This is a genomic window from Bartonella sp. F02 (assembly GCF_026929975.1).
GTDB lineage: Bacteria > Pseudomonadota > Alphaproteobacteria > Rhizobiales > Rhizobiaceae > Bartonella.
In genome coordinates, this window is the sequence record NZ_JANHOK010000002.1 from 68,628 (window position 1) to 94,126 (window position 25,499).

Here is a 25,499-nt window from a genome sequence, read left to right on the forward strand (position 1 = left end):
TTGCATTTTTGTATTTATATTGAATGATTTAAAATAGATTAAGATTTTAAAAGATTTATTTTAGATTTTTTGATAATAGCATTTTTGTTACATCTATAGCATCATAAGTATAAAGCCAATCAAGGCCTGCAATGATATTTTCTGATGTGCGCATTTTCATGATGAGATTACGAGCAACTGCTATGGGACCAGTAGCATGGTAAGTGAATCGATTAAAATTTCCACGTTTTTTTACGGCAGTAATGCGAGGTTTACGTATTTTTTCATAAAATGAAGTCGCTTCAATTAATGAAAGATTATTAAGTGACAGTACCTCCGCTAATGTAGCCGCATCTTCTATTGCCATTGCAGCGCCTTGAGCTGCAAAAGGGAGAGCCGCATGTGCGCAATCACCAACAAATACTTGCTTTTCTAAGCCCCTAAAGCGATTATATTTCATTTCAAATAGTGGCCAATAACTCCATTCATCAAGAGAGTCAAAAATTTCAAAAATATGAGAATTCCAGTTTTTAAAATAAGATTTGAGTTTTGCTTTTTCTCCTTTTTTCATCCATTCTTTTCCTGGATTTTTTCCATGGGTGATTGCAACAAAATTAAAAATCTTTTCAGGTTGAATAGGGTAAGCAACAAGATGACTTTTGGGGCCCATCCAAGCAATAACTGTATTTTTATTTTGCAATGTAGAGCGAAAATTTTGAGGAAGATTTTCAAATGTGGTTGTTGCACGCCACGCAGTAAAGCCACTAAAATCAGCTTTTTCATAAAAAGGAGGAAATTCTCGTAATTTTGACCAAACACCATCACATCCAATAAGAAGGGAAGTTGAGTAAAATTGGTGTTGTTGTATTTCTGTCAATTTGTCTGTTTTTATTGTTTCTATACTAATATTGTTATTTTCTATTTGATGAGATGAAATAATAGCTTCACCCATTTTGTGTGTGATGAGAGGGTTTTCAATAACAGCATTATATAAAATTTTTTGTAAGTTTGCCCTATGAATTGTAATATACGGCTTTTCCCAGCGATTTTTAGATAAATCAATGAGATCAATATGTAAATGTGTTTTTAAAGATACGCCATCCCTTAATTCAAGAAAATGTGGCTTCACACCTTCTTCTGTTAATTTATCAAGAATTCCCCAACGTGCTAAAATACATGTTGCATTTGGAGTAAGTTGAATACCGGATCCTATATTATCGAGTTGTTGACGTTTCTCGATAATAGTGCTGGCAATACCTTTATGAGCAAGTGCTAAAGCAGAGCTGAGCCCTGCAATTCCTCCTCCAATAATGATCGGTGATTTATTTTTTGACCACTTCATCCTGTGAAAATAAGAAATAGGCTATAAGGTATTATCCGCATTATATAAACATCCATCTGGATTTGTTTTGCGGTGTGGTAATGAGTGGTTATAACGATAAAGCGTTGAACAATAAGGGCAAATTTTTTCATCAGCAGCCCCCATATCTATGAAAATGTGAGGATGATCGAAGGGCTGCGTTGCTCCTATACACATAAATTCTTTTACACCGATTTCGATTGTTTTATATCCGTGGTTATTTTGGAAATAAAGAATGTGGTGATCAGCCATATGGGCAAACTCCAAGCAAATTATTTGAATAAGGTATGATGTCAATCAATATCTTATCTTAATTGGTTTGTAATGCAATTGACTATAGTATAAGATGCTATTCAAGACAATTTGCAAATTTAAAAATGATTTTAAATTATTTTGACTATAGATAAGCAGGGACAAAGGCAAATTAACTTAAATATATGAAACAAGCCGTGACAGATAAAATTTCTGTGTATGATATAACAATGAAAGATTCAACGCGATTTGTGAATCGGGAATTTTCGTGGTTGGAATTTAATAATCGTGTATTGATGGAAGCTGCTAATCCAAAGCATCCTCTTTTAGAGCGATTACAATTTCTGTCAATTTCAGCAAAAAATCTTGATGAATTTTTTATGGTTCGTGTTGCTGGGCTTGTTGCTCAAATTCGTGCTGAGATTACAGAACGTAGTGCAGATGGACACACACCACAAGAACAGCTCGAGTTAGTGCTTGCTAAGATTTCACATTTGCAGATTCAGCAACAGAAAGAATTATGTGTTTTGCGTGATGAGTTGAAACAACATAATATTGAAATTATTGATTCTGATAAACTTTCATTGGTGGAAAGATTATGGCTTGAGAAATACTTTTTTGATGCGATTTTTCCTTCTTTAACATTTTTACCAGTTGATCCTTCTTCATCTTTTCCATTTGTTCCCAATTTAACTCTTTTTATGGCGTTCCAATTATTTGAATCTATTCATCAATCTTCTATGACTGTTTTAGTCCGTATACCAGCCAATTTGAAGCGTTTTGTCTTGCTTCCTCAAAATGGAGATGTTTTTCGTTTTATTGCTTTTGAGGACATTATTAATCTTTTTTCTTGTCGCTTGTTTCCTAGTTATCAAGTCGAAGGATTTGGTACATTTAGAGTGATCCGTGATAGCGATATTGAAGTGGAAGAAGAGGCTGAAGACCTCGTTCGTTTTTTTGAAAATGCATTAAAAAGGCGTCGTCGTGGACAGGTTATTCGAATAGAATTTGATGCAAAAATGCCTAAAAAGTTGCGTCAATTTATCACAAGTAAACTTGCGGCACCTTATCATTGTGTCAGTGTGCTAGATGGATTGTTGGCACTGAATATGATATCAGAAATTACGTCTATTACGCGCGATGATTTAAAGTTTGTTCCCTATACTCCTCGTTTATCTGGATATGTTCGTGCGTATGATGATGATTGTTTTGCAGCTATTCGTGAAAAAGATATTATTATTCATCATCCTTATGAGTCATTTGGTGTTGTTGTACAATTTTTACGTCAAGCTGCCGATGATCCCAATGTTGTTGAAATTAAGCAAACACTTTACCGAACATCAAATGATAGTCCAATTGTTGCTGCTTTAATTGATGCGGCTAAACGCGGTAAGTCTGTAACTGCTTTGGTGGAGCTTAAAGCACGTTTTGATGAAGAGGCGAATATTCGTTGGGCTCGTGATCTTGAGCGCGCTGGTGTTCAGGTCGTTTTTGGTTTTATTGAACTTAAGACGCATGCTAAAATGTCGCTTGTAGTAAGGCAAGAAGAAAATCGTCTGCGTTTTTATGTTCATCTTGGAACTGGAAATTATCATCCTATAACAGCTAAAATTTATACGGATCTTTCTTTTTTTAGTGCAAATGATGATATCGGTCGTGATGTTGCATTATTGTTTAATTATATTACTAAATATGCGCGACCAAATGAGCCAATGAAAATTGCTTTTTCGCCATTAACATTGCGGAGTCGTATTCTTCAGCATATCGAGGGTGAGATTAATAATGCTCAACAAGGTTTATTTGCGGCTATTTGGATGAAAGTAAATTCATTAGTTGATCCTGAAATTATTGATGCTCTGTATTGTGCTAGTCAAGCGGGTGTGCAAATTGATTTAATTGTGCGTGGAATATGTTGTTTGCGGCCTGGTATTCCAAAAATTTCACAAAATATTCGTGTTAAATCAATTGTAGGGCGTTTTCTTGAGCATAGCCGTATTTTTTGTTTTGGAAATGGTGGAGATTTGCCCAATGAAAATGCCATTGTTTATTTTGGATCAGCCGATATGATGCCTCGTAATCTTGATCACCGTGTTGAAGTGTTAATTCCAGCTTTGAATAAAACAGTTCATCATAAAGTTCTTTCGCAGATTATGTTGGCTAATATTCTTGATAACCAACAAAGCTTTGATATATTGAGCGATGGAACATCAAAACGTGTGATATTGCAAAGAGGTGAGATCCCGTTTAATGCGCAGGAGTATTTTATGATGGATGTGGGGCTTTCAGAATGGGAGCAATCTTTCTTATCTTCTGCTTCGCATTTGATTAAATTGCGTCGCCAGCGGGTAAAATACATAAAGACTGAAACTGAATGACGTATACAAGTGCTCAGGGTCGATTGAAAGGGCGTAAGCCAGTTGCTGTTATCGATATTGGTTCGAATTCTATTCGGCTTGTTGTTTATGAAGGTCTTGTTCGTTCGCCAACAGTTTTATTTAATGAAAAAATTCTTTGTGGTCTTGGTCAAGGTGTTGCAAAAACTGGATTTTTAGAAGAAAAATCAATTAAAAGAGCATTGCAAACATTGAAGCGATTTCGTGCACTCTGTCAACAAATTGGCGTCAATGAAATTTATACTTTAGCAACAGCAGCAGCGCGAGAAGCGAAAAATGGGCAGGTTTTTATTCAAAATGCTGAGCACATTTTGCAAAATAAAATATATATTCTTTCGGGAAATGAAGAAGCTCTTTATTCAGCCTATGGAGTAATCTCTACCTTTTATCAACCAAAAGGTGTTGTTGGTGATCTTGGTGGTGGAAGTCTTGAACTTATTAATATTGATAATTCTGATGTGGGGAAAGGAATAACACTTCCGTTAGGAGGGTTACGGCTGCAGTATATGTCGAACAATAATATTGTTACTGCAGAAAAAATTGTACGTGAAACACTTTGTAAAGTTTCTCATCTCTCTGAAGTTGGAGCGCCTTATTTTTATGCAGTTGGGGGAACTTGGCGTAATTTAGCTAAGTTTCATATGATGGCAACAAACTACGGTTTACCTGTTGTGCATGGCTATGAAGTTGATGCACATGAAATGAAAGATTTTCTGCATCTTGTTGTGAGTGATGATATTAATACGATAAAAGGAATTTCAACGATTTCAAAAAACCGTCGTCAACTTCTGGCTTATGGAGCTGTTGTTCTTATTGAACTTATACAATATATGGGGTTTAAAAAAATAGTTTTTTCTGGAGCTGGAGTTCGTGAAGGTTTTGTGTATTCCAAACTATCGCAACAAGTGCGTGCATCAGATCCTTTAATTGCAGCATGTGCGGAAATGGCTATTTTACGGGCACGTTCACCAAAGCAAGCAGAAGAGCTCATTAATTTTACTACAAATGCATTTGAGGCTTTTGAAATTTCAGAAATTGAAAATGAATATCGTTATCGTAAAGCTGCGTGTCTTCTTGCTGATATTGGCTGGCGTATACATCCAGATTATCGAGGGAATGAAGCTGCTAATCAAATAGCATTGGGGTCTTATCCAGGAATTTCTCATGAAGGGCGCATTTATGCTGCATTGTCAGTTTTTTTTCGCAATGCAGGTTTATTTTCTGATAAAGAGCTTCCAACTCTTTTCAAATTAGCAACCGTTGATATTATGGAAAAAGCGCGCATTCTTGGTGGCATTATGCGGATAGCAAGTCTCTTCAGTACTTCTATTGAAGGCGTTTTACCTAATTTATTGTGGGAGAAGAAAAAAGATTGTATTACATTACATATTCCAGTGCGCTATGCGGATTTAATTGGTGAGCGACCTCTTGGGCGATTAAAGCAATTATCAAAAATAATAAAGTTACCTGTGATCTTTGAAATATCTTAAGTTTTTTTATTATTTTATTCTAAAAATATTTTAATTTATTTGATGGATGTGTACTGCTCTTGGAAAAACTCTCTATCGATTAGAGGTATTTGATTTTTATTTTTTCATTGTTAAAATAAAGTCCTATTTGACCTTTAAGTAATTGTTCAGCTTTTTTACCAAATATTTCATAACGCCACCCATTCATAGCGGGTATATTGTGTGTTCCAGTGCCGTTGGCAATTTTTTCTAGATCACTAGAAGTTGCAATAATTTTGGGAGCAATGCTATTCTCATTAGCAACAAGCTTTAATAGAACTTTAAGAAGATCAATTGCTGCAGTTGTTTTAGCTTTGATAACATTATGCTTAGGCAGTGTAGGCAAGTTATCTGAATCAACTTTTAAGCCTTCATGGATAGCTTTGAGAAGTGTTTGCATGGTTGATGATGAACGATTCCAATTTTTGTTGAAACCCCGCAACCGTTGCAAAGTTGATTCATCTTTTGGTTGTTGTATTGCAATTTCTATGAGACATTCATCTTTTAGGATATGACGACGCGGAATATTATGCTCTTTTGCTTCGCGCTCACGCCAAGCTGCTATTTTTTGTAATACAGCAAGCTCACGAGGTTTTTTGACTTTTCCTTTTACTTTTGTCCATGCTTCATCTTCTGGTATGTCATAGGTTTTTGGTGTTAAAAGTGATGCTATTTCGTCATTTATCCAGTGAAGGCGTTTATTTTTTTCTAATTGTGTTTTCAATGAAAGGTATACGTCTCTTAAATATGTAACGTCGGCAAGTGCATAGAGGAGTTGTTTTTCGGAAAGAGGGCGACAACTCCAGTCTGTAAAGCGAGAAGATTTATCAAGATGGTGTCCAGTACAATGTTGTACAATTTGATCATAAGAAATAGAATCACCAAAACCACAAATTGATCCCGCTACTTGTGTGTCAAATAAAGGGTAAGGAATAACTCCTCCAAGATGATAAATAATTTCAATGTCTTGCCGAGCCGCATGAAAAACTTTAACAATTTTATCATCTTTCATTAGGTCAAAAAATGGCTGTAAGTTAATATCGGGTGATATAGGATCAATAAGCACGGTAGCATTTGGTGATGCAAGCTGAATCAAGCACAATTGAGGCCAAAAAGTTGTTTCGCGGATAAACTCGGTATCTACTGTTACAAAATCAGAATTACGTAAAGTTGTAATAGCTTTTTCGAGATCAGTTGTTTGTGTAATAAGTTTCATTATCTTAGTATAACAAAAATCTCAGTATAACAAAGTCGATTTAATTTGTCTTTGATATTGTTTTTTTAATCTTTGTAGTCATATCTTGACAAATTATGATTAAAAAGCGTTTGTAATACGTATAAAACAATTATAACAAGAAAAAACAATTATAACCAAAGGCAAAAACTATGCACCGTTATCGCAGTCATAATTGCGCCGCTCTTCGTAAAAGCGACGTAGGAATTCAGGTTCGTCTTTCAGGGTGGGTTCATCGTGTTCGCGATCATGGTGGGATTCTTTTTGTTGATTTGCGCGATCATTTTGGAATCACACAAATTGTTGTTGATCCTGCTTCGCCGGCTTTTAAAATCATTGATAAAGTTCGTGCTGAATGGGTTATTCGTGTGGATGGAGAAGTGCGTGCACGTTCTGAGGATGTTATTAATGCCTCTCTTCCAACGGGTGAGATTGAAATTTTTGCTCAAGAAGTTGAAATCCTTTCAAAATCTGATGAACTTCCTTTACCTGTTTTTGGAGAACCTGATTATCCAGAGGATATGCGTTTGAAATATCGTTTTCTTGATTTACGTCGGGAAACTATGCACAAAAATATCATGCGCCGTACGGAAATTATTTCTTCGATGAGACGACATATGCAGGAAAATGGTTTCACAGAATTCACGACACCACTTTTAACAGCATCATCACCAGAAGGAGCACGAGATTTTTTAGTTCCAAGTCGTATTCATCAGGGTAAGTTTTATGCACTTCCTCAGGCGCCTCAGCAATATAAGCAATTATTAATGATGTCTGGTTTTGATCGCTATTTTCAAATAGCTCCTTGTTTTAGAGATGAAGATCCACGCGCAGATCGTCTTCCAGGTGAATTTTATCAGTTAGATATTGAAATGAGTTTCGTTGAACAAGAAGATGTTCTAGCAACGATGGAACCTATTATGCGTTCTGTTTTTGAAGAGTTCGCAGATGGAAAATCTGTGACTCAGAAATTTCCTCGTATTTCGTATGATGAAGCGATTCGGAAATATGGTTCAGATAAACCTGATCTACGGAATCCAATTATTATGGAAGACGTCTCACAACATTTTCGTGATTCTGGTTTTAAAGTTTTTGCTCAAATTCTTGCTGATGATCAAAATTCACAAGTGTGGGCTATTCCTGCTAAAACGGGTGGGAGTCGGGCTTTTTGCGATCGAATGAATATATGGGCACAAAGTGAAGGACAGCCAGGACTTGGTTATATTTTTTGGCGTAAGGAAAATGAAACCTTTGAAGGAGCAGGTCCTATCGCTAAAAATATTGGTGAACAAAAAACAGAAGCTATTCGTGTTCAACTTGGACTTGGAAGTGGTGATGCTTGCTTTTTTGTTGCTGGAAATCCAAAAAAAATTGCAGCTTTTGCTGGTGCTGCTCGTACACGAGCAGGAGAAGAACTAGGCCTTATTGATACTGAATGTTTTTCATTGGCATGGATTGTTAATTTTCCATTTTTTGAATGGAATGAAGATGAGAAAAAACTTGATTTCGCACATAATCCTTTTTCCATGCCTCAGGGGGGACAAGATGCTGTTGATAATCAAGATCCTCTTACTCTTAAGGCTTTCCAATATGATCTTGTGTGCAATGGTTATGAAATTGCATCAGGAGGAATCCGTAATCATTCTCCAGAAATGATGCTTAAAGTTTTTGATCTTGTTGGTCTTTCTAAAGACGTCGTAGAAGAACGTTTTGGAGGACTTTATCGTGCATTTCATTATGGTGCTCCTCCACATGGCGGTATGGCAGCAGGTATTGATCGCATTATTATGATTTTACAAGGTGTAAAAAATTTACGTGAAATTTCTTTATTCCCGATGAATCAGCAAGCGTTCGATCTTTTGATGAGTGCTCCATCTGATGTTTCTGCTACACAGTTACATGATCTAGGAATTCGAATTGTTCCGCCTGTTAAAAATACTTGATAAAGAGTTGTTGTTATGCTTCTGGAGATGAGAAATTAGCAGAGGGGAGATTTGTTTGTCGTTTAAATATGATAAGGCCGTGTTGTTGCTGATTATAGGTTTTTAGATCTTGCAAGAAATATCGGTTTTTGTCGCATTTATTCTACAAAAGTTTTCTATCTGTTTTTTATTCCAGTTCTTTCAAGATTGTTTTTCAAAAAGATTTTTATATTAACAATAGTTTTTCTGTTTCTTTGCTGAAATTAATAGGAAAGTACTTATTTATTTGAAAAACAGAGAACATTGTCTATGCATGTTTTTGTAATAATATTTTTTCGATGTAATGTGATTTTAGTAAAATAATCTGTAAATGAAAAATATACTAAAAGTTTTTTCATCGAATAATAGTTTTTATTTTGTAATTTCTATCTTAGTGCTATGTCTGATAAAATAAATTTGCTTTCCGATAAAGAACATATCCATCCAATAGAGTTGCGTTCTGCTTTACAAGAGCGCTATTTGTCTTATGCGCTTTCTACCATTACACATCGTGCACTGCCTGATGTGCGTGATGGATTGAAGCCTGTGCATAGACGTATTCTTCATGCAATGCGTTTACTCAGACTTAATCCTGGGCAACCTTATGCTAAATGCGCGCGCATTGTTGGTGATGTAATGGGAAAATTTCATCCTCATGGTGATGCTTCTATTTATGATGCATTAGTGCGTTTAGCTCAGAATTTTGCTGTTCGTTACCCCTTGATTGATGGACAAGGTAACTTTGGTAATATTGATGGAGATAATGCTGCTGCAATGCGTTATACGGAAGCACGTATGACTGAAGTGGCAGCGTTATTGCTTGAAGGAATCAATGAAAACGCTATTGATTTTCGTTTGACTTATAATGAAGAAGATGAAGAGCCTATTGTTTTACCTGGAGCTTTTCCTAATCTTTTAGCTAATGGTTCTTCAGGTATTGCTGTTGGGATGGCTACATCAATTCCACCACATAATGTTTCTGAATTATGTGACGCAGCATTGCATTTAATTGCTAATCCTGATGCAAATGATGAAGATTTAAATCAATTTGTGCTTGGACCTGATTTCCCAACGGGTGGCATTTTAATTGAATCTAAAAAAAGCATTCAAGAATCTTATCGAACAGGACGTGGTTTTTTTCGACTACGTTCGCGTTGGCATCAAGAAACAGGGAATCGTGGTTCTTATGTCATTGTTGTCACTGAAATTCCATATCAAGTTCAAAAGTCGCGATTGATTGAAAAAACAGCGGAATTATTGCTTTCACGACGTTTACCAATGCTTGAAGATATTCACGATGAGTCAGCAGAAGATATTCGTATTGTGCTTGTTCCTAAAAACCGTACGATTGATCCTGATCTTTTGATGGAGTCGCTTTTTAAATTAACTGATTTTGAAGTAAGATTTCCTCTTAATCTTAATGTATTGACTTTAGGAAAAATTCCTAATGTTCTTTCTTTGCGTGAAAGTTTACAACAGTGGCTGAATCATCGCCAAGAAGTACTTGTTCGGTGTTCGAATTATCGATTGAATGAAATTGATCGTCGATTAGAAATTTTACATGGTTATCTTACTGCATATTTAAATCTTGATGAAGTCATCCAAATTATTCGTGAAGAAGATGAGCCAAAAAAAGAGTTAATTGTACGTTTTCAATTAACGGAAATTCAAGCTGAAGCTATTCTTAATATGCGTTTGCGTTCTTTACGAAAACTTGAACATCTTGAAATTCGTAAGGAATTTGAAGCTCTAAAAAATGAAAAAGAGCAATTACAAAGTCTTTTAGATTCCCACACAGAACAGTGGAAAGCAATTTCAAAGGAAATAATAAAAGTTCGTCAAACTTTTGGTTCTGAAACATTTTTGGGCAAAAGACGAACGACGTTTGAAGAAGCTCCAAGACATAATGTTGATGAAATTCATCAAGCAATGATTGAAAAAGAACCAGTGACTATTGTTATTTCTGAAAAAGGTTGGGTTCGTGCATTGAAGGGACATTTGAGTGATTATAAAACACTTTCTTTTAAAGAAGATGATTGCTTAAAAATAGCTTTTTCAGCATTCACGACCGATAAAATTATCGTGATCAGTACGGGCGGAAAATTTTTTACAATTAATGCAAATACGTTACCTGGAGGACGGGGGCATGGTGATCCAATTCGTATTTTAGTTGATATGGAAGATGAGCACGATATTTTGACAGCATTTGTTTGTAACGTACAGGAAAAATTGCTTTTGGTTTCGTCGTCTGGAAATGGTTTTATTGTTTCAGAATCTGATGTGATTGCCAACACACGCAAAGGAAAGCAAGTTATGAATGTGAAGTCTCCTGATCAGATGAAACTGTGCATTCCAGTTAATGGTGATCACGTTGCAGTGGTGGGAGAAAATCGTAAAATGCTTATTTTCCCCATTGAGCAAATGCCAGAAATGAATCGAGGTAAAGGAGTTCGTTTGCAACGTTACAAAAGTGGTAGTGTTGTTGATGTAAAAACTTTTAATTTATCAGAAGGTTTAAGCTGGCAAGATGCTGCTGAACGAAGTTTTAATCGTCAAGCAAATGAACTTATTGAATGGATGGGAACGCGTGCTGGGGTAGGGCGTTTAGTTCCAAAGGGTTTTCCAAAATCAGGAAAATTTACCAATTAACGTCAATAGAGCCATATTTTTAGACAATAAAATCTAAAAATATCTTCAACAGTAATACTGTTAAAGATATTTTCGGTCTTTTTTATGTTTTATGACTTATATTTATTGAATATTATATTGCTGGAAAAGGCGTCCACGTTCAGCCCATAAAACAAGAAATATAGCAGCGATACTAAGAAGGAAAAATCCTACCGAATTGGGAGTTACCGTTTCATTGAATTGTTGAGCAATAATAAAACTAAGACCTGTTCCAACAGAGGTTTGAAGAAAACCGGATACAGAAGATGCCGTTCCAGCAATTTCTCCTGCAGATTCAAGAGCAAGTGCATTGAAATTAGGCATCATACCACCGCACGTAAACATCAAGATGCAATATAATGACATATAAAGAGGGAAAGGAATAATACCATCGGTTAAAATTGAACTTACAAACATAGTACACGAAGCAGCAAAAAAGAAGAAAAGCATGCTATGCGCTATGCGCCGCATTCCGAGACGTCCAACAAATCGAGAGTTTAAAAATGATGCTATAGCTTGAAATGCAGCACCAATCGCAAAAAAGACAGGGAACCAAAAGCCTAAATTATAAATCCCTTCATATATTTGTTGTGATGTATTAATAGTGATAAAAATAAAGCTTAAAAGAATAGAAGCAGCAAGCGTATAACACAGGATAGTACGATTGGTCATAACAAATGAAAAGCTATATTTTACAGAAGAAAAGGAAAGAGAGCGTGGTGTATGCAGAGTTTCAGGTAAACGAAATTGAATCCAAATCATTAATCCAAAACCAACAAGAGCCATAAATATAAAAATAAGTTGCCAGTTCCCAAGAAGTAAAATCATTTGTCCTGTTGCAGGCCCGAGCATTGCTGCAATGAGAAAAACCATCACAACTATAGACATAACTTCTGCCATTTTTCGTCCACTATAAAGGTCTCTTACAATGGAAATTGTAAGCACGCGTATAGCAGCCCCTCCAATTCCTTGTAAGATACGTAAAATAAGTAAGACAGAAAAGCTTGATATGAATGCACTAGCAATTGCTGTAAATGAATAAAGTGCAAGACCAATCAGAACAAGTTTACGACGTCCATAACGGTCACTGATAGGACCAAAAAATATTTGCGATATACCATAACTGATAAGGTAGGAAGAAATAATATAATGTTGAGTATTTTCATCAGTAATATGAAAATTTGCTAAAATATCAGGCATAGCTGGCAACATAATATCAATGGCTATAGAATTGATTGCCATGAGTGCTGCAATAACAATAACAAATTCTTTATACCCAATTTTTTCTTTGATGGTATCTATATGCTTTTGAGTATCAACAGAGTATGACATACGCATCCTTGAAATAAAAGTTTTGGCTGAGCAATATTTTATAATTTGTTCAATAAAACGAGAAACAAATTAAGATATATTAAAGGCGATATTTTTTTCCATAAGCAACTTCTGTAATTCGTTACTTTGAAACATTTCTTTAATAATATCACACCCCCCAATAAACTCACCTTTAATGTAGAGCTGTGGAATTGTTGGCCAATTTGAGTAATCTTTTATCCCTTGACGCAATTCATCAGAAGTTAAAATATTAATACCTTTATATTGTAACTTTAAATATTCGAGAATTTGAACAACTTGTCCTGAAAATCCGCATTGCGGAGAATTGGGCGTTCCCTTCATGAATAAAACGATATCATTTGTTTTAATTTCGTTATCAATAAATTCGTGAACAGTAGCCATTTGTATTCCTTCAACGTTGCAGACTTCCTTAAGTATGCATTTACACAAGGTATTACTTTTAATCGTATTGATAGAGTGAATGCAAGAGAAAATTTTGATTATATTTTTAAGGCACACTTGTTTGGAGTGCTAGTGCGTGAAGAAGATTTCCCATATTTCCTTTAAGAGCATCATAAACCATTTTATGTTGTTGAACACGGCTTTTTCCTCGAAAGCTTTCTGAAATAACTTCAGCAGCATAATGTTCACCATCTCCAGCAAGATCGCGAATAATCACTGTTGAATCAGGAATGCTTTCACGAATAAGAGTTTCAATTTCATGAGCACTCATTGCCATGACTTTTTCCTTTATCTGTTTATTTTTCACTCATAAATTCTGGAAACCAGTTTTCATAAGCTTGTGTGAGTTTGGATACTGAAAGTGTTAAGACATTTTTTATATCAAGCGTATCACCTTCAACAATACCAAGTTCTGTAAGAAAAATTTCTTTTTCTTGTGCAAGTGTTTTAAGTTTATTAAGTGCATCAGGTTTAACAGCTAAAAGATAACGTCCTTGATCTTCACCAAAAAGTTCAACATGATGAGGTAAGCTGTTGCTTAATTCTATTTTGACTCCTTTTTTTGCTTTAATGACCATTTCTGCAAGAGCAATAGCTAATCCTCCATCGGAAAGATCATGAGCTGCATGAACAAAGTTGCGATTAATAACGTTTCGTATAAACAGACCATGTTTTTTTTCAAGTTGTAAATCAACACAAGGTGGTGCACCTGCATCAATATTTAAAATATTACGGGCATAAATTGATTGTCCCAAATGTGAACCACAAGAACCAATGAGAACAATAATATCATCATTTTGCATACCACCGATTGTGGCTAATTTTGACCAATCATCAATGATCCCGACACCAGCGATTGTGGGGGTTGGAGGAATTGCCTGTCCATTGGTTTCATTATAAAGAGAAACATTTCCTGATACGATGGGGAAATCGAGAGCTCTGCACGCTTCACCAATCCCTTTTATAGCAAAAACAAGCTGTCCCATGATTTCAGGTTTTTCAGGATTGCCAAAATTAAGATTATCTGTGGCAGCAAGTGGTGTCGCTCCTGTTGTACTGATATTGCGCCAACATTCTGCAACAGCTTGTTTCCCTCCTTCATAAGGATCAGCTTCGCAATAACGAGGTGTGACATCAGAAGAAAAAGCAAGAGCTCGTTTGTCATTATTGCTGACGCGGATAACACCTGCGTCACCTCCTGGGCGAACAAGACTATTTCCTTGAATGAGTGTATCATATTGTTCATAAACCCATCTGCGTGAACTTTGATTAGCGGAGTTAAGCAACGTAAGAAGCGCATCATCAAGATTATGAACTTGTTTAAATTGTTCTACTGGAAGAGTTGTTTTTTTCGAAGGCTCTACCCAAGGACGATCATAAACAGGAGCTTCATCACCAAGTTCTTTGATTGGAAGGTTAGCGACTTCCTTGCCTTGATGCAGGACACGGAAGCGTAAATCATCTGTTGTTTTTCCAATAATAGAAAAATGCAGTCCCCATTTATTAAAAATCGCAGCAGCTTGCGTCTCCATTTCTGGTTTAAGAACCATAAGCATACGTTCTTGGCTTTCAGAAAGCATCATTTCATAGGCTGTCATATTTTCTTCACGGACAGGAACTTTATCAAGATCAAGTTCTATTCCTAAATCTCCTTTTGCTCCCATTTCAACCGCAGAAGATGTTAACCCAGCGGCTCCCATATCTTGAATTGCAATAACAGCTTTTAAAGCCATTAACTCTAAACACGCTTCGAGAAGACATTTTTCAGTAAAGGGATCCCCAACTTGAACTGTTGGACGTTTTTCATCAACAGAGTCATCAAATTCAGCGGAAGCCATAGTTGCTCCCCCAACACCATCACGTCCTGTTTTAGCACCAAGATAAACAACCGGTAATCCTACTCCTTGTGCTTTGGAATAAAAAATAGAATCTATTTCTGTAATACCGGCTGCAAAAGCATTAACAAGAATATTTCCGTTATAGCGTTCATCAAAGTCAACTTCTCCACCAACAGTTGGAACACCAAAAGCATTACCATAACCACCGATTCCAGCAACAACTCCAGAAACAAGGTGACGTGTTCGAGGATGATCAGGAGATCCAAATCGCAATGCATTCATTGCTGCAACAGGACGAGCCCCCATTGTAAAAACATCACGGAGAATTCCCCCAACACCCGTTGCTGCACCTTGATAAGGTTCAATATAAGAAGGGTGATTATGGCTTTCCATTTTAAAAACAACACATTGATTGTTTCCGATATCAACGACACCGGCATTCTCTCCAGGACCTTGAATGACACAAGCTCCCTTTGTAGGTAAAGTTTTGAGCCATTTTTTGGATGATTTATAAGAACAATGCTCATTCCACATTGCTGAAAAAATTCCAAGTTCAGTAAATGTTGGTTCTCTACCGATTAATTTTAGAATACGTTGATATTCATCAGTTTTTAAACCGTGATGTTCAATTAATTCTGGTGTGATAGCAATGTCATTGCGAGGATTCATGAGTGTTTCACTCCGTCAAATTAATCAAAGTTGAGCATTTGCGCAGCCTGTAATTCAATGCGCTAACATTATTTGTGATTTCATTTTTTGATGATGAAGCTATTAATGAACTGTAAAGTGATTTTTTTCTGACAGCGCTTATTATTCGTGTCATCAATTGTTTTATCCAAGCGATTATTGTTAAATAATCTAAAAAATATTTTCCTATGGTCATTAATTTACTAACTCTAAAGCACTTTGAAAAAGTAAACGGCCATCAGTTCCGCCATGTGCTGTCTCAATGAAATTTTCAGGGTGAGGCATTAAACCAAGAACATTGCCAGTTTTATTAACAATCCCAGCAATATCATTAATCGAACCGTTAGGATTTGTATTGTCCGCATAACGGAAAACAATTTGTTTATTATCTTCCAATTGTTTTAATGTATCTGGATCTGCATAATAGTTTCCATCGTGGTGAGCAACAGGACAGCGAATAATTTGTCCTTCATGATAGCATCGAGAAAATTTTGTTTTGGAATTGATGATTTCAAGTTTTATTTCCTTACAAACAAATTTTAATGAAGCATTACGCATTAACGCGCCTGGTAATAATCCCGCTTCTAGTAAAATTTGAAATCCATTGCATACGCCCATTATCATGACGCCTTTTTGCGCTTTTTCACGAACCGCTTGTAAAACTGGCATTCGTGCACCAATAGCACCACATCTTAAATAATCACCATAAGAAAAACCGCCAGGAATAACAATCATATCCACATTTGGAATTTCTGTTTCAGTTTGCCAAATTTTTAATGGCTCAACTCCTGTTACATGGTGTAATGCTGCAATCATATCTCGATCGCGATTTAACCCAGGTAATTGAATGATTGCAGTTTTCATGAAATAGTCCGTTTAAAGAATTTCTATAAAGTAATTTTCGATAACAGTATTTGCAAGCAATTGCTCGCACATTTGTTTTAATTCCTCTTTTGCAGCTTCAGTTGGTATGTCATTGAGAACAATATCGAAAACTTTTCCTTGACGAATAGACTGAACTTCTTTGAAATCTAAACTATTTAAAGCACCAGCAATTGCTTCTCCTTGAGGGTCAAGAACGCTATTTTTCAAAGTGACTGTGACGCGTGCTTTCATATTTTATTTCCTGTTTTAAAAATCAATTTCTGTCTAGGGAGCAAAAACTCTATCAAGATAGTGTTGCATCACCTTATTTTATTTGACTAAAACTGGGCCACTTGGTCTTGGTGGTTCATTTTCATTCATAATTCCCAGACGTCTTGCTACATCCTGATAAGCATCAATTAATCCACCCATATCACGACGAAAACGGTCTTTATCCATTTTCTCCAGTGTTTGCATATCCCATAAACGAGCAGAATCAGGTGAAATTTCATCAGCAAGCACAATACGCATTGTTTCACCTTCCCATAAACGACCAAATTCCATTTTAAAATCAATTAATTGAATTCCAACACCTGCAAAAAGCCCAGAAAGAAAATCATTAATACGAATTGAAAGTTGCATAATATCTTCTACTTCTTGCGGAACAGCCCATCCAAAAGCAGTGATATGTTCTTCAGTAACCATTGGATCATTCAGAGAATCATTTTTATAATAAAATTCAATGATTGATTGTGAAAGAGGTGTTCCTTCTTCTAACCCTAAACGCTGTGAAAGGGAACCAGCCGCAACATTACGAACGACAACTTCTAAAGGAATAATATCAACAGCTTTGATAAGCTGCTCGCGCATATTTATCCGTTTGATAAAGTGTGTAGGGATACCTAAACGACTAAGGTGGCAAAAGATATGTTCCGAAATACGATTATTAAGGACGCCTTTACCATCAATAATTTCATGTTTTTTTGCATTAAATGCAGTTGCATCATCTTTAAAAAATTGAATATAGGTTCCTGGCTCAGGTCCTTCATATAAAATTTTAGCCTTACCTTCATAAACACGGTGGCGACGGTTCATCATGATTCTCTATTTGTTGAAAGGTTTCTATAAGGGTGAAAGAGAATACTATACTAATTAGTAGGAATTCTCAATCATTGCTCAAGATATATTAGCATTTTTGTTATTGGGAGTATAAAAAAGAAGCATTTAAAAGGAATAGCATAAAGAAGGTAATCCATATTTAGCGTCAAAGTTTTGCAAGAAAGTGAGAAAAAACCATAAGTCCTTCAGGCCAAGGGCCGTGTCCTGATTCTACATTCAGATGTCCTGACTGTCCAGCATCGACAAAGAGAGATCCCCAGTCATTTGCAAGTTTTTCTGCAACTGAAAATTGGCAAAATTCATCATTACGGCTTGCTACAACCACTGAAGGAAAAGGGAGCTTTTCACGATGATATGGACCAAATGTCATTAAATGTTTGGGGCGTATTTTTTCATTATTCACGTCTGGTGGAGCAACAAAGAAAGCGCCGCAAACTTTTTCTGAACTGTGTGCAATCGCACGGATGGCTGTTGGAACTCCCAATGAATGAGCAACCATAACAACAGGCTTAGTAGCTTGAGAAATAGCGCTTTCAACCTCATTAACCCATTCTTCGCAGATAGGTTTTGACCAATGGTTTTGTTTAACGCGGCGCGCTGTAGATAACTTTTGTTCCCAACGTGTTTGCCAATGATCTGAGCCAGATCCTTTATAGCCAGGGATAATGAGAATATCAAGTTGATTAGCTTTCATGAACTTTTTCTTTTATTCCATAGATTTAAAATAACGGGGGCTTATTTTTTCATGAAATTGTTGTCATTACCCAAAAACACGTTTAAAAATTGTATCAATATGTTTGGTATGATAAGCAAGATCAAATTTTTCGCGCAGTTCTTCTTCACTGAGTGCTTTTGCAACATCTTGATCATTGAGTAGCTCTTCTAAAAAGTCTTTTCCTTGCTCCCAGACTCTCATTGCATTTCGTTGTACAATTCGATAAGCATTTTCTCGACTGATACCAGCTTGTGTTAGCGCTAAAAGTACTCGTTGTGAATGAACGAGACCACGAAATTTATTAAGATTTTTTTGCATGTTTTCTGGATAAACAATTAAGTTTTTAATAACAGATGTTAGCCTAACAAGAGCAAAGTCAAGGGTAATCGTTGCGTCAGGGCCGATATACCGTTCAACAGATGAATGTGAAATATCACGTTCATGCCAAAGCGCAACATTTTCCATGGCCGGCATTGCAAATGCGCGAACCATGCGTGCTAATCCAGTTAAATTTTCTGTTAGAACAGGATTTCGTTTATGGGGCATTGCAGATGAACCTTTTTGTCCTGGCGAAAAGTATTCTTCAGCTTCCAAGACTTCTGTTCGTTGCAGGTGACGTATTTCTATCGCTAATCTTTCAATAGATGAAGCGATAACACCAAGCGTTACAAAGAACATAGCATGGCGATCTCGTGGTATAACTTGAGTAGAAACAGGTTCAGCATGCATACCTAAAGCTTTTGCGACATGTTCTTCAACCCGAGGATCGATATTTGCAAAAGTGCCGACAGCTCCTGAAATGGCACAGGTAGAAATTTCTTTACGTGCTGCTACGAGACGTTCACGGCAACGAGAAAATTCAGCATATGCAAGAGCAAATTTGACGCCAAAGGTTATAGGTTCTGCGTGGATACCATGACTACGTCCAATAGTAATTGTATCTTTGTGCTCGAAAGCACGAGTTTTTAATGCTTCAAGAAGCTGATCGATATCTTTGAGTAGAATATCACTGGCACGCATGAGTTGAACATTGAATGTTGTATCTAGGATATCTGATGAGGTCATTCCTTGATGAATAAAACGCGCTTCTGGTCCAATAAGTTCAGCTAAATGGGTAAGAAAAGCGATAACATCATGTTTTGTAATCTCTTCAATTTCATTAATACGGTTTACATCAAATTCAGCTGTTTTACCTTTTTCCCAAATGACTTTTGTAACTTCTGGTGGAATGACACCAATCTGAGCAAGTGCATCACAGGCATGTGCTTCAATTTCAAACCAAATACGATATTTAGTTTCTGGAGACCAGACGGCGACCATTTCAGGGCGAGAATAACGTGTAATCATTTTTTTTCCTTGTTATGAAAGTTTTGCTGCTTGTCTTAGTGCGTGAATACGTGTTTTATAAAGGCTTGCATTTCCATTTTTATAAATTGCAGAACCTGCAACAAATACATTTGCTCCAGCTTTTGAAGTTATTCCAATGGTATCAACGGTGATGCCGCCATCGACTTCAAGATGAATAGGACGGTGGGCAATCATCTTTTTTACTCGTTCAATTTTATTTTTCATTTCTGGAATAAAACTTTGTCCACCGAAACCAGGGTTAACAGTCATGATAAGAATAAGATCTAACTGATCAAGTAAATACTCAAGCACATGTTCTGGTGTGCTTGGATTGATGGAAATACCAGCTTTTTTCCCCATTGCTTTAATTGTTTGCAGTGAACGATGGATATGGGGACTTGCTTCTGCATGAACGGTTATAATATCTGAACCAGCTTGTGCAAAAGCTTCAAGATAAGGATCTACGGGTGCTATCATGAGATGAACATCAAAAGTTGCTTTTGTAAGCGGACGTAATGCTTTAATAGTATCTGGACCAAAGGTAATGTTCGGAACAAAGTGACCATCCATAATATCGAGATGGATCCAGTCAGCACCAGCATCGATAACATCTAGCATTTCTTGTCCAAGTTTGGAAAAATCAGAAGCCAAAAGGGAAGGCGAAATAATATGGGAATAAGGCATTCAAATCTCCTTGAGAGGCTTCTTTTAAACACGCAATTATATAATTTTCCTGTTATTAGCACGTAATAGTATCTGTTAAAACATACATTTTCATTATTCATTATGGTATGATGTATGAGAAAAGATATATACAGTCTATCAATTCATCAAAATATCTTTAGAAATTTTAAAAGCTATGCTAAATGAAATATATGTCAAATCACACATCCCATTTACAACCTATTCTTCAAGAAATTGATCCCGTTTCTCCGCAAGAATATCGAGACGCTATGAGTCATTTTGCAGGAGCTGTGCATATTGTGACGACAAATGGCAGTGGAGGAAAGCGTGGAGTGACAGTTTCAGCATGCTGTTCTTTATCAGATGATCCTCCAACGCTTCTTGTTTGTTTAATGCGTCATAATTTTGAAAATAAGCTATTTATGGAAAATGGAAATTTTTGCGTTAATAGTTTAGCAGGAAAGCATCAATCATTAGCGGATATTTTTTCTGGTCGTTATGGTCTTGCTCAAACAGAGCGCTTCGATAAAGCTCAATGGTCTGTTTTACAAACAGGCGCGCCCAGCTTATCAGATTCTTTAGCTTCACTTGATTGTCATTTAGTTCGTTGCTATGAACATGCAACTCATTATATTTTAATTGGTGAAGTTGTTGCAATAAATCGTAATCAAGAAAAAGATGCTTTGATGTATTTAAATCGTAATTATCATACTCTGTCTTTATGAATATTTGCATTTTGTATAAACATTGATAATTTTGAATTTTGTTCAATTTTCAATTTGATAACCTAAATAAGAAATTTGCATCAAATTTTTACAGAAATTTTTCTTCGGTTGCTTGCTGCTTTTAGTTAAAATGCTACAGGTGTATTATTGTATTTCACTTTGTTGAAAATAGCATAAAGTCTAGTCTTTTATATTACAGCTATACTAGGTTAGCGTGAAGATATAAATGATTTATGAAATGTTTTTCTTAACTTTTTGAAAACATAATTATATCTGCTTTTGAAGTGTAATAAAGATGAAATTAAAGTGTTTTCATTAAAAAAAACAATTTGATTTTTTCTGAAGTGATAATAAAAAACTATAGCGGGAATATTTTTTATTTTGAAAAATATTTTATCTAAAAACAAAAAAATTAAGAATATGATAAATTTTTTAATTTCTTTATGAAAAGATTTTCCTAAAAAAAGTCTTTGGTAAAGATACCAATATGTCAGAAAAAATAGACTGAAAATTCGAATAGCCAATTAAATATATTCGTATTTTGTTATAAAAATAAATTTTATACTTGTTTTGATTAATGGTGCACAATATATAGACCGCACATACCATATGCGGAGGTTTTATGGCATGAGTAAAGAGGTTGGTGATCAATATCGTCCGAGTGAAGATGAGCCTTTTATGAATGAACGTCAAAAGGCATATTTTCGTGCTAAGCTAATTTCTTGGAAAAATGATATATTAAAAGAGGCGCGCGAAACTTTAGAAAATTTACAAGAAGAAAATATTAGTCAACCTGATTTGACTGACAGAGCATCTTGTGAAACTGATCGTACTATTGAATTGCGTGCTCGTGATCGTCAGAGAAAACTCATCTCAAAAATAGATGCAGCTTTGGAGCGTATTGATAACGGAACTTACGGATTTTGTGAGGAAACTGGGGAGCCCATCAGTATACGACGTCTTGAAGCTAGGCCGATTGCAGTGTTGTCTTTGGAGGCACAGGAACGTCATGAGCGGCGAGAAAGAGTCTATCGTGAAAGCTAAAAATATTCAAATTTTTAGTCATTGAGTGTTTTATTTTTTTGATCTGGGATAAAGAGAGATGGTTCTTGCCGTCCTTCAATTGTAGCTGTAATTTCTGAATCTTCTAGATTTTGGTTTGCACAAGCAGAGGTTCTGTTTTCTGCGAATTCTTTTACATTGATAAAAGGAGTTGATTCCTCTGTGTTACTGGGGGAAGTATTGGTTTTTGTTATTGTTTCTTGTGTATCTCCTGAGGGTTTGCAATCGCTTTTTTGAGTGATGGGCTTTCCGATAATATTGGACTCTATTATAAGATCTTTTTGTCCGCCAACAAGAATTAAATGTTCTACATTATCACGACGGATCAAAACAAGATAACGTGTGCGATCAATGGCAATTGTATCACATACCGTTAAACGGAGTGAACGTTTTTCATTGTTATTATTCAATTCTTTTTTTTGAAAACGGCGTAAAAACATAATAACTACAGTAATTGCTAGAATAGCTATTATTAGAAACATAAAATTTGTTATTATGTTTTCCGTGGGGATACCCATTTGTTTTGATAGCCAGATATTCATATTACTTTTCCTGTACAATTGTGGAATTATTATTTTAAATTAATAAAAGTTTGGAAGTACACCTTAAGAAGTCTGTTTAAATCATTAAATATGCTTTTAAAACATTAACTGATTTTTATTAAGTAAATATATCAGCTCCCTATTTCATAAGAGAGATTATAAAGATAATTTATGATGAAGAAAACAGCTATGATCGAGGTAGATAAAAATGAATAAAAATTTTAAAGATATTGAAAAATCATTATCTGCTTCTATCCACTGTGGTACTTTGTTTTGGAGTAGTGTTTTTGTCATACTTTTTTTGTTTATGATAGGTTTTTTGGATATTTTTTATCCGCAAAGCTACTTCTATCAGGCTACTTTAGTATCAATTTTCGTTTTAGCAATCATAGGTGTGATTGCAATTTTGTTAATAGGGCTTGGTGCTTTAAGATACGAAACAATACAGTTGCATAAGAAATTGGATTTTAGTTTTTTTAATGAAGTAGATGATGCAATTGTGATATCTGATATATCTGGTTTTGTGTATTATTCTAATAAAAATTATCAAAAAATTTATACGTATAGACCTGAAGCCTCTTGTTATACAGTTCTTTCTGATCTTCCAGATGTTGATAAACTTTTATATCGTTTGAAAATCGCAGCATTTAATAATCATGCAGCTCAAGAAGAATTTAGGGTAGATCAGTCAATTTTTATTCACTCTACAGAAAAAAAATCCGTTTGGTACAATATTTCTATTCAGCCGATAACAAAGCGGAAAAAAAAGCTTTTATTATGGCGTATTTCTGATATTTCGCATTTGAAGATATGTCATGAATCTTTTTATTTGAATCTTCAAGAAGCTATTCATCATTTAGACCAAGCTCCTGTTGGATTTTTATCAATTAATGCAAAAGGAAATATTCTCTATTCGAATGCAGTTTTTGCTGAATGGTTTTCAATTGATTTAGCAAATTTTACAACTGAACAATACAGTTTTGATCAATTATTTTCTGATGTCGGAAATAATAAAACATGGAATGAGATTTGTCTTGAATATGACAAATATCAAAGTTCAAACTGTTTTATGCCTTATATATTTTCTTTATGTTTTGTTTCAGAGATTGAAGACCGACAAATATTTAATTGTTTTATGTATGCGTCTTCTCTTATAGAAAATGACATTGTTTATCGTATGGTTCTTTTGCCACAACAGGTGCAAAAGAGCGAAAACAACGATCAATCAAAATTACTAAATGTATTGCTAGAATATTTTGACTCTAGTCCTTTTGCTATAGCGGTGATGAACTCAAAAGGGCAATTTATCCATCTTAATAGCTCTTTTTCGTTATTGACAGGATGTTCTGATAAAACAAAAAATCTTGACGATCTTATATCTCATCATGATCATGCGCAATTAGAGCGGATATTTTATAAAATTAGAACAAATAAAAATTATTTAACTCCGATAGAAACAATTTTGGAAAGTAATAAAGAATGTCATTTGCGTCTTTATTTTGCGCCTATAACGCAATATGATGATAATGTATCACAAGATTTTGTTATTTTATCTGTTATGGAAATAACAGAGCAAAAAACATTTGAAGATAAAATGGTGCAAAGCCAAAAAATGCAAGCTGTGGGTCAGCTTGCAGGTGGTATTGCTCACGATTTTAATAATGTTTTAACAGCAATTTTAATGTCGTGTGATATTCTTTTAAATACGCACCGTAGTTTTGATCCAGCACATGCTGATCTAATGAATATCAAAAATAATGCTAATCGTGCGGCCGCACTTGTTCAGCAACTATTGGCTTTTTCTCGAAAACAAACGCTTCGACCTGAGAAAGTTGATTTTACGGAACTTTTATCAGATATCCGAAATCTTATTTTACCTCTTTTAGGAAATAATATTCAGTTAAAAATTATTCATGGAAGAGATTTGTGGAATGTTGAAGTTGATCAAGCTTCCTTTCAGCGTGTTATTATGAATTTAGTTATCAATGCACGTGATGCTATGTCTGATGGAGGTGTAATAACAATTACAACAAATAATATTACAAAACAACAAAGTGCAGAATTTAATTATTCTGGTTTTGTTATTGGTGAATATATGCAATTAACTATTTCAGATACAGGAACTGGGATACCTGCTAAGATACAAGAAAAAATGTTTGAGCCATTCTTTACTACAAAAGAAGTTGGAAAAGGAACAGGGCTTGGTTTATCGATGGTGTACGGTATTATTAAACAGTCTGGAGGTTATATTTATTGTGATAGCCAAGAAGGGAAAGGAACAGCATTTCATATTTTCTTACCACGTTATGTTTCTGATAATAGTAATGAGATTTCTCAAAAAATTGAAAAAACAAATGAATTGGAAAAAAATACAGATTTAACAGGTTCTGCGACTATTTTAATTGTTGAAGATGAAGATGCTGTTAGAATGGGTGGGGTGAGAGCACTTCAAATGAGGGGGTATAATGTTTTAGAAGCTGTAAGTGGTGTAGAAGCACTTGCTGTACTTGAAGAAAAGGAAGGAGCTATTGATCTTATTGTATCTGACGTGGTTATGCCAGAAATGGATGGACCAACTTTTCTCAGAGAAGCGCGCAAAAAATATCCTGATATTAAATTTATTTTTGTTTCTGGGTATGCAAAAGATGCTTTTACCAAAAATCTTCCTGAAGATTCTGTTTTCGGGTTTTTATCAAAACCATTTACTCTCAAACAGTTAGCTTTAACAGTTAAAGAAATGCTAGAACAATAATATATTTTTAACTGTT

At 35.3% G+C, this 25,499-nt stretch carries 21 protein-coding genes; 7 read left to right on the forward strand and 14 right to left on the reverse strand.

Annotated elements, in window-relative coordinates; all coding sequences use genetic code 11:
• Positions 1-55: 55 nt before the first annotated feature.
• Positions 56-1,321, reverse strand: coding sequence for an FAD-binding protein (locus NPY00_RS01735; RefSeq protein ID WP_269020316.1), 1,266 nt, complete (start codon positions 1,319-1,321; stop codon positions 56-58).
• Between the two features lie 21 nt (positions 1,322-1,342).
• A complete protein-coding gene (locus NPY00_RS01740) occupies positions 1,343-1,591 on the reverse strand; it encodes a zinc-finger domain-containing protein (protein WP_269020317.1) in 249 nt (82 codons plus the stop codon).
• Between the two features lie 185 nt (positions 1,592-1,776).
• Here NPY00_RS01740 and NPY00_RS01745 point away from each other — a divergent pair, with 185 nt between their 5' ends.
• Together NPY00_RS01745 and ppx are read left to right on the forward strand one after the other, a co-directional pair.
• Positions 1,777-3,966: an RNA degradosome polyphosphate kinase gene (locus NPY00_RS01745; RefSeq protein ID WP_269020318.1), complete on the forward strand. Its 2,190-nt coding sequence runs from the start codon at positions 1,777-1,779 to the stop codon at positions 3,964-3,966.
• On the forward strand, positions 3,963-5,474 hold the full coding sequence (gene ppx / locus NPY00_RS01750; protein WP_269020319.1) for an exopolyphosphatase: 1,512 nt from the start codon (positions 3,963-3,965) through the stop codon (positions 5,472-5,474). Before NPY00_RS01745 ends, ppx begins: the two co-directional genes overlap by 4 nt.
• Positions 5,475-5,553: 79 nt before the next feature.
• Here ppx and rnd read toward each other — a convergent pair whose 3' ends face one another.
• Positions 5,554-6,711 (reverse strand): ribonuclease D, encoded by a 1,158-nt coding sequence (gene rnd, locus NPY00_RS01755; RefSeq protein WP_269020535.1) that lies wholly within the window; start codon positions 6,709-6,711, stop codon positions 5,554-5,556.
• A gap of 167 nt (positions 6,712-6,878) precedes the next feature.
• Between rnd and aspS the strand changes: the two genes are divergently transcribed.
• Positions 6,879-8,669 carry an aspartate--tRNA ligase gene (aspS, locus tag NPY00_RS01760; protein ID WP_269020320.1) on the forward strand — a complete coding sequence of 597 codons (1,791 nt, stop codon included), beginning with the start codon at positions 6,879-6,881 and terminating at the stop codon, positions 8,667-8,669.
• Between the two features lie 417 nt (positions 8,670-9,086).
• On the forward strand, positions 9,087-11,336 hold the full coding sequence (parC, locus tag NPY00_RS01765; RefSeq protein WP_269020321.1) for a DNA topoisomerase IV subunit A: 2,250 nt from the start codon (positions 9,087-9,089) through the stop codon (positions 11,334-11,336).
• Between the two features lie 102 nt (positions 11,337-11,438).
• Here the strand turns inward: parC and NPY00_RS01770 are convergent, their stop codons facing one another.
• The 10 genes from NPY00_RS01770 to rpe form a co-directional block, all read right to left on the reverse strand.
• Entirely contained in the window at positions 11,439-12,686 is a 1,248-nt protein-coding gene (locus tag NPY00_RS01770; RefSeq protein WP_269020322.1) for a multidrug effflux MFS transporter, read from the reverse strand.
• A gap of 69 nt (positions 12,687-12,755) precedes the next feature.
• Complete coding sequence (grxD, locus tag NPY00_RS01775; RefSeq protein WP_269020323.1) at positions 12,756-13,088, reverse strand: Grx4 family monothiol glutaredoxin; 333 nt, start codon at positions 13,086-13,088, stop codon at positions 12,756-12,758.
• Positions 13,089-13,194: 106 nt separating this feature from the next.
• On the reverse strand, positions 13,195-13,425 hold the full coding sequence (locus tag NPY00_RS01780; RefSeq protein ID WP_269020324.1) for a BolA family transcriptional regulator: 231 nt from the start codon (positions 13,423-13,425) through the stop codon (positions 13,195-13,197).
• Positions 13,426-13,444: 19 nt separating this feature from the next.
• Positions 13,445-15,655 carry a phosphoribosylformylglycinamidine synthase subunit PurL gene (purL, locus tag NPY00_RS01785; protein ID WP_269020325.1) on the reverse strand — a complete coding sequence of 737 codons (2,211 nt, stop codon included), beginning with the start codon at positions 15,653-15,655 and terminating at the stop codon, positions 13,445-13,447.
• A 213-nt stretch (positions 15,656-15,868) separates the two neighbouring features.
• Entirely contained in the window at positions 15,869-16,537 is a 669-nt protein-coding gene (gene purQ / locus NPY00_RS01790) for a phosphoribosylformylglycinamidine synthase subunit PurQ (RefSeq protein WP_269020326.1), read from the reverse strand.
• Positions 16,538-16,549: 12 nt separating this feature from the next.
• Positions 16,550-16,789 (reverse strand): phosphoribosylformylglycinamidine synthase subunit PurS, encoded by a 240-nt coding sequence (purS, locus tag NPY00_RS01795; RefSeq protein ID WP_269020327.1) that lies wholly within the window; start codon positions 16,787-16,789, stop codon positions 16,550-16,552.
• A gap of 78 nt (positions 16,790-16,867) precedes the next feature.
• Positions 16,868-17,632, reverse strand: a complete 765-nt coding sequence (purC, locus tag NPY00_RS01800; protein ID WP_269020328.1) for a phosphoribosylaminoimidazolesuccinocarboxamide synthase — start codon at positions 17,630-17,632, stop codon at positions 16,868-16,870.
• Positions 17,633-17,801: 169 nt separating this feature from the next.
• Positions 17,802-18,350 carry an RBBP9/YdeN family alpha/beta hydrolase gene (locus NPY00_RS01805; protein WP_269020329.1) on the reverse strand — a complete coding sequence of 183 codons (549 nt, stop codon included), beginning with the start codon at positions 18,348-18,350 and terminating at the stop codon, positions 17,802-17,804.
• A gap of 66 nt (positions 18,351-18,416) precedes the next feature.
• Positions 18,417-19,718: an adenylosuccinate lyase gene (gene purB / locus NPY00_RS01810; RefSeq protein WP_269020330.1), complete on the reverse strand. Its 1,302-nt coding sequence runs from the start codon at positions 19,716-19,718 to the stop codon at positions 18,417-18,419.
• Positions 19,719-19,730: 12 nt separating this feature from the next.
• A complete protein-coding gene (gene rpe / locus NPY00_RS01815; RefSeq protein ID WP_269020331.1) occupies positions 19,731-20,402 on the reverse strand; it encodes a ribulose-phosphate 3-epimerase in 672 nt (223 codons plus the stop codon).
• Between the two features lie 191 nt (positions 20,403-20,593).
• Here rpe and NPY00_RS01820 point away from each other — a divergent pair, with 191 nt between their 5' ends.
• Both NPY00_RS01820 and dksA read left to right on the forward strand, forming a co-directional pair.
• Positions 20,594-21,127: a flavin reductase gene (locus NPY00_RS01820; RefSeq protein ID WP_269020536.1), complete on the forward strand. Its 534-nt coding sequence runs from the start codon at positions 20,594-20,596 to the stop codon at positions 21,125-21,127.
• Positions 21,128-21,754: 627 nt separating this feature from the next.
• Positions 21,755-22,171 carry an RNA polymerase-binding protein DksA gene (gene dksA / locus NPY00_RS01825; protein ID WP_269020332.1) on the forward strand — a complete coding sequence of 139 codons (417 nt, stop codon included), beginning with the start codon at positions 21,755-21,757 and terminating at the stop codon, positions 22,169-22,171.
• 14 nt (positions 22,172-22,185) lie between these two features.
• Here the strand turns inward: dksA and NPY00_RS01830 are convergent, their stop codons facing one another.
• Positions 22,186-22,671 carry a hypothetical protein gene (locus tag NPY00_RS01830; RefSeq protein WP_329957991.1) on the reverse strand — a complete coding sequence of 162 codons (486 nt, stop codon included), beginning with the start codon at positions 22,669-22,671 and terminating at the stop codon, positions 22,186-22,188.
• Positions 22,672-22,939: 268 nt separating this feature from the next.
• On the opposite strand from NPY00_RS01830, the gene NPY00_RS01835 reads away from it, so the two are divergent.
• Positions 22,940-25,483 carry an ATP-binding protein gene (locus tag NPY00_RS01835; RefSeq protein WP_269020334.1) on the forward strand — a complete coding sequence of 848 codons (2,544 nt, stop codon included), beginning with the start codon at positions 22,940-22,942 and terminating at the stop codon, positions 25,481-25,483.
• The last annotated feature ends 16 nt before the right edge of the window (positions 25,484-25,499 follow it).

Coding starts and splice junctions, on each gene's coding strand:
- parC (WP_269020321.1), top strand. CDS start 9,087: ATGTCTGATAAAATAAATTTGCTTTCCGATAAAGAACATATCCATCCA.
- NPY00_RS01830 (WP_329957991.1), bottom strand. CDS start 22,671: ATGTTTCTAATAATAGCTATTCTAGCAATTACTGTAGTTATTATGTTT.
- dksA (WP_269020332.1), top strand. CDS start 21,755: ATGAGTAAAGAGGTTGGTGATCAATATCGTCCGAGTGAAGATGAGCCT.
- NPY00_RS01735 (WP_269020316.1), bottom strand. CDS start 1,321: ATGAAGTGGTCAAAAAATAAATCACCGATCATTATTGGAGGAGGAATT.
- purS (WP_269020327.1), bottom strand. CDS start 16,789: ATGAAAGCACGCGTCACAGTCACTTTGAAAAATAGCGTTCTTGACCCT.
- NPY00_RS01780 (WP_269020324.1), bottom strand. CDS start 13,425: ATGGCAATGAGTGCTCATGAAATTGAAACTCTTATTCGTGAAAGCATT.
- purB (WP_269020330.1), bottom strand. CDS start 19,718: ATGATTACACGTTATTCTCGCCCTGAAATGGTCGCCGTCTGGTCTCCA.
- ppx (WP_269020319.1), top strand. CDS start 3,963: ATGACGTATACAAGTGCTCAGGGTCGATTGAAAGGGCGTAAGCCAGTT.
- purQ (WP_269020326.1), bottom strand. CDS start 16,537: ATGAAAACTGCAATCATTCAATTACCTGGGTTAAATCGCGATCGAGAT.
- NPY00_RS01745 (WP_269020318.1), top strand. CDS start 1,777: ATGAAACAAGCCGTGACAGATAAAATTTCTGTGTATGATATAACAATG.
- aspS (WP_269020320.1), top strand. CDS start 6,879: ATGCACCGTTATCGCAGTCATAATTGCGCCGCTCTTCGTAAAAGCGAC.
- NPY00_RS01770 (WP_269020322.1), bottom strand. CDS start 12,686: ATGTCATACTCTGTTGATACTCAAAAGCATATAGATACCATCAAAGAA.
- purL (WP_269020325.1), bottom strand. CDS start 15,655: ATGAATCCTCGCAATGACATTGCTATCACACCAGAATTAATTGAACAT.
- NPY00_RS01805 (WP_269020329.1), bottom strand. CDS start 18,350: ATGAAAGCTAATCAACTTGATATTCTCATTATCCCTGGCTATAAAGGA.
- NPY00_RS01820 (WP_269020536.1), top strand. CDS start 20,594: ATGTCAAATCACACATCCCATTTACAACCTATTCTTCAAGAAATTGAT.
- purC (WP_269020328.1), bottom strand. CDS start 17,632: ATGAACCGTCGCCACCGTGTTTATGAAGGTAAGGCTAAAATTTTATAT.
- NPY00_RS01740 (WP_269020317.1), bottom strand. CDS start 1,591: ATGGCTGATCACCACATTCTTTATTTCCAAAATAACCACGGATATAAA.
- rpe (WP_269020331.1), bottom strand. CDS start 20,402: ATGCCTTATTCCCATATTATTTCGCCTTCCCTTTTGGCTTCTGATTTT.
- grxD (WP_269020323.1), bottom strand. CDS start 13,088: ATGGCTACTGTTCACGAATTTATTGATAACGAAATTAAAACAAATGAT.
- NPY00_RS01835 (WP_269020334.1), top strand. CDS start 22,940: ATGAATAAAAATTTTAAAGATATTGAAAAATCATTATCTGCTTCTATC.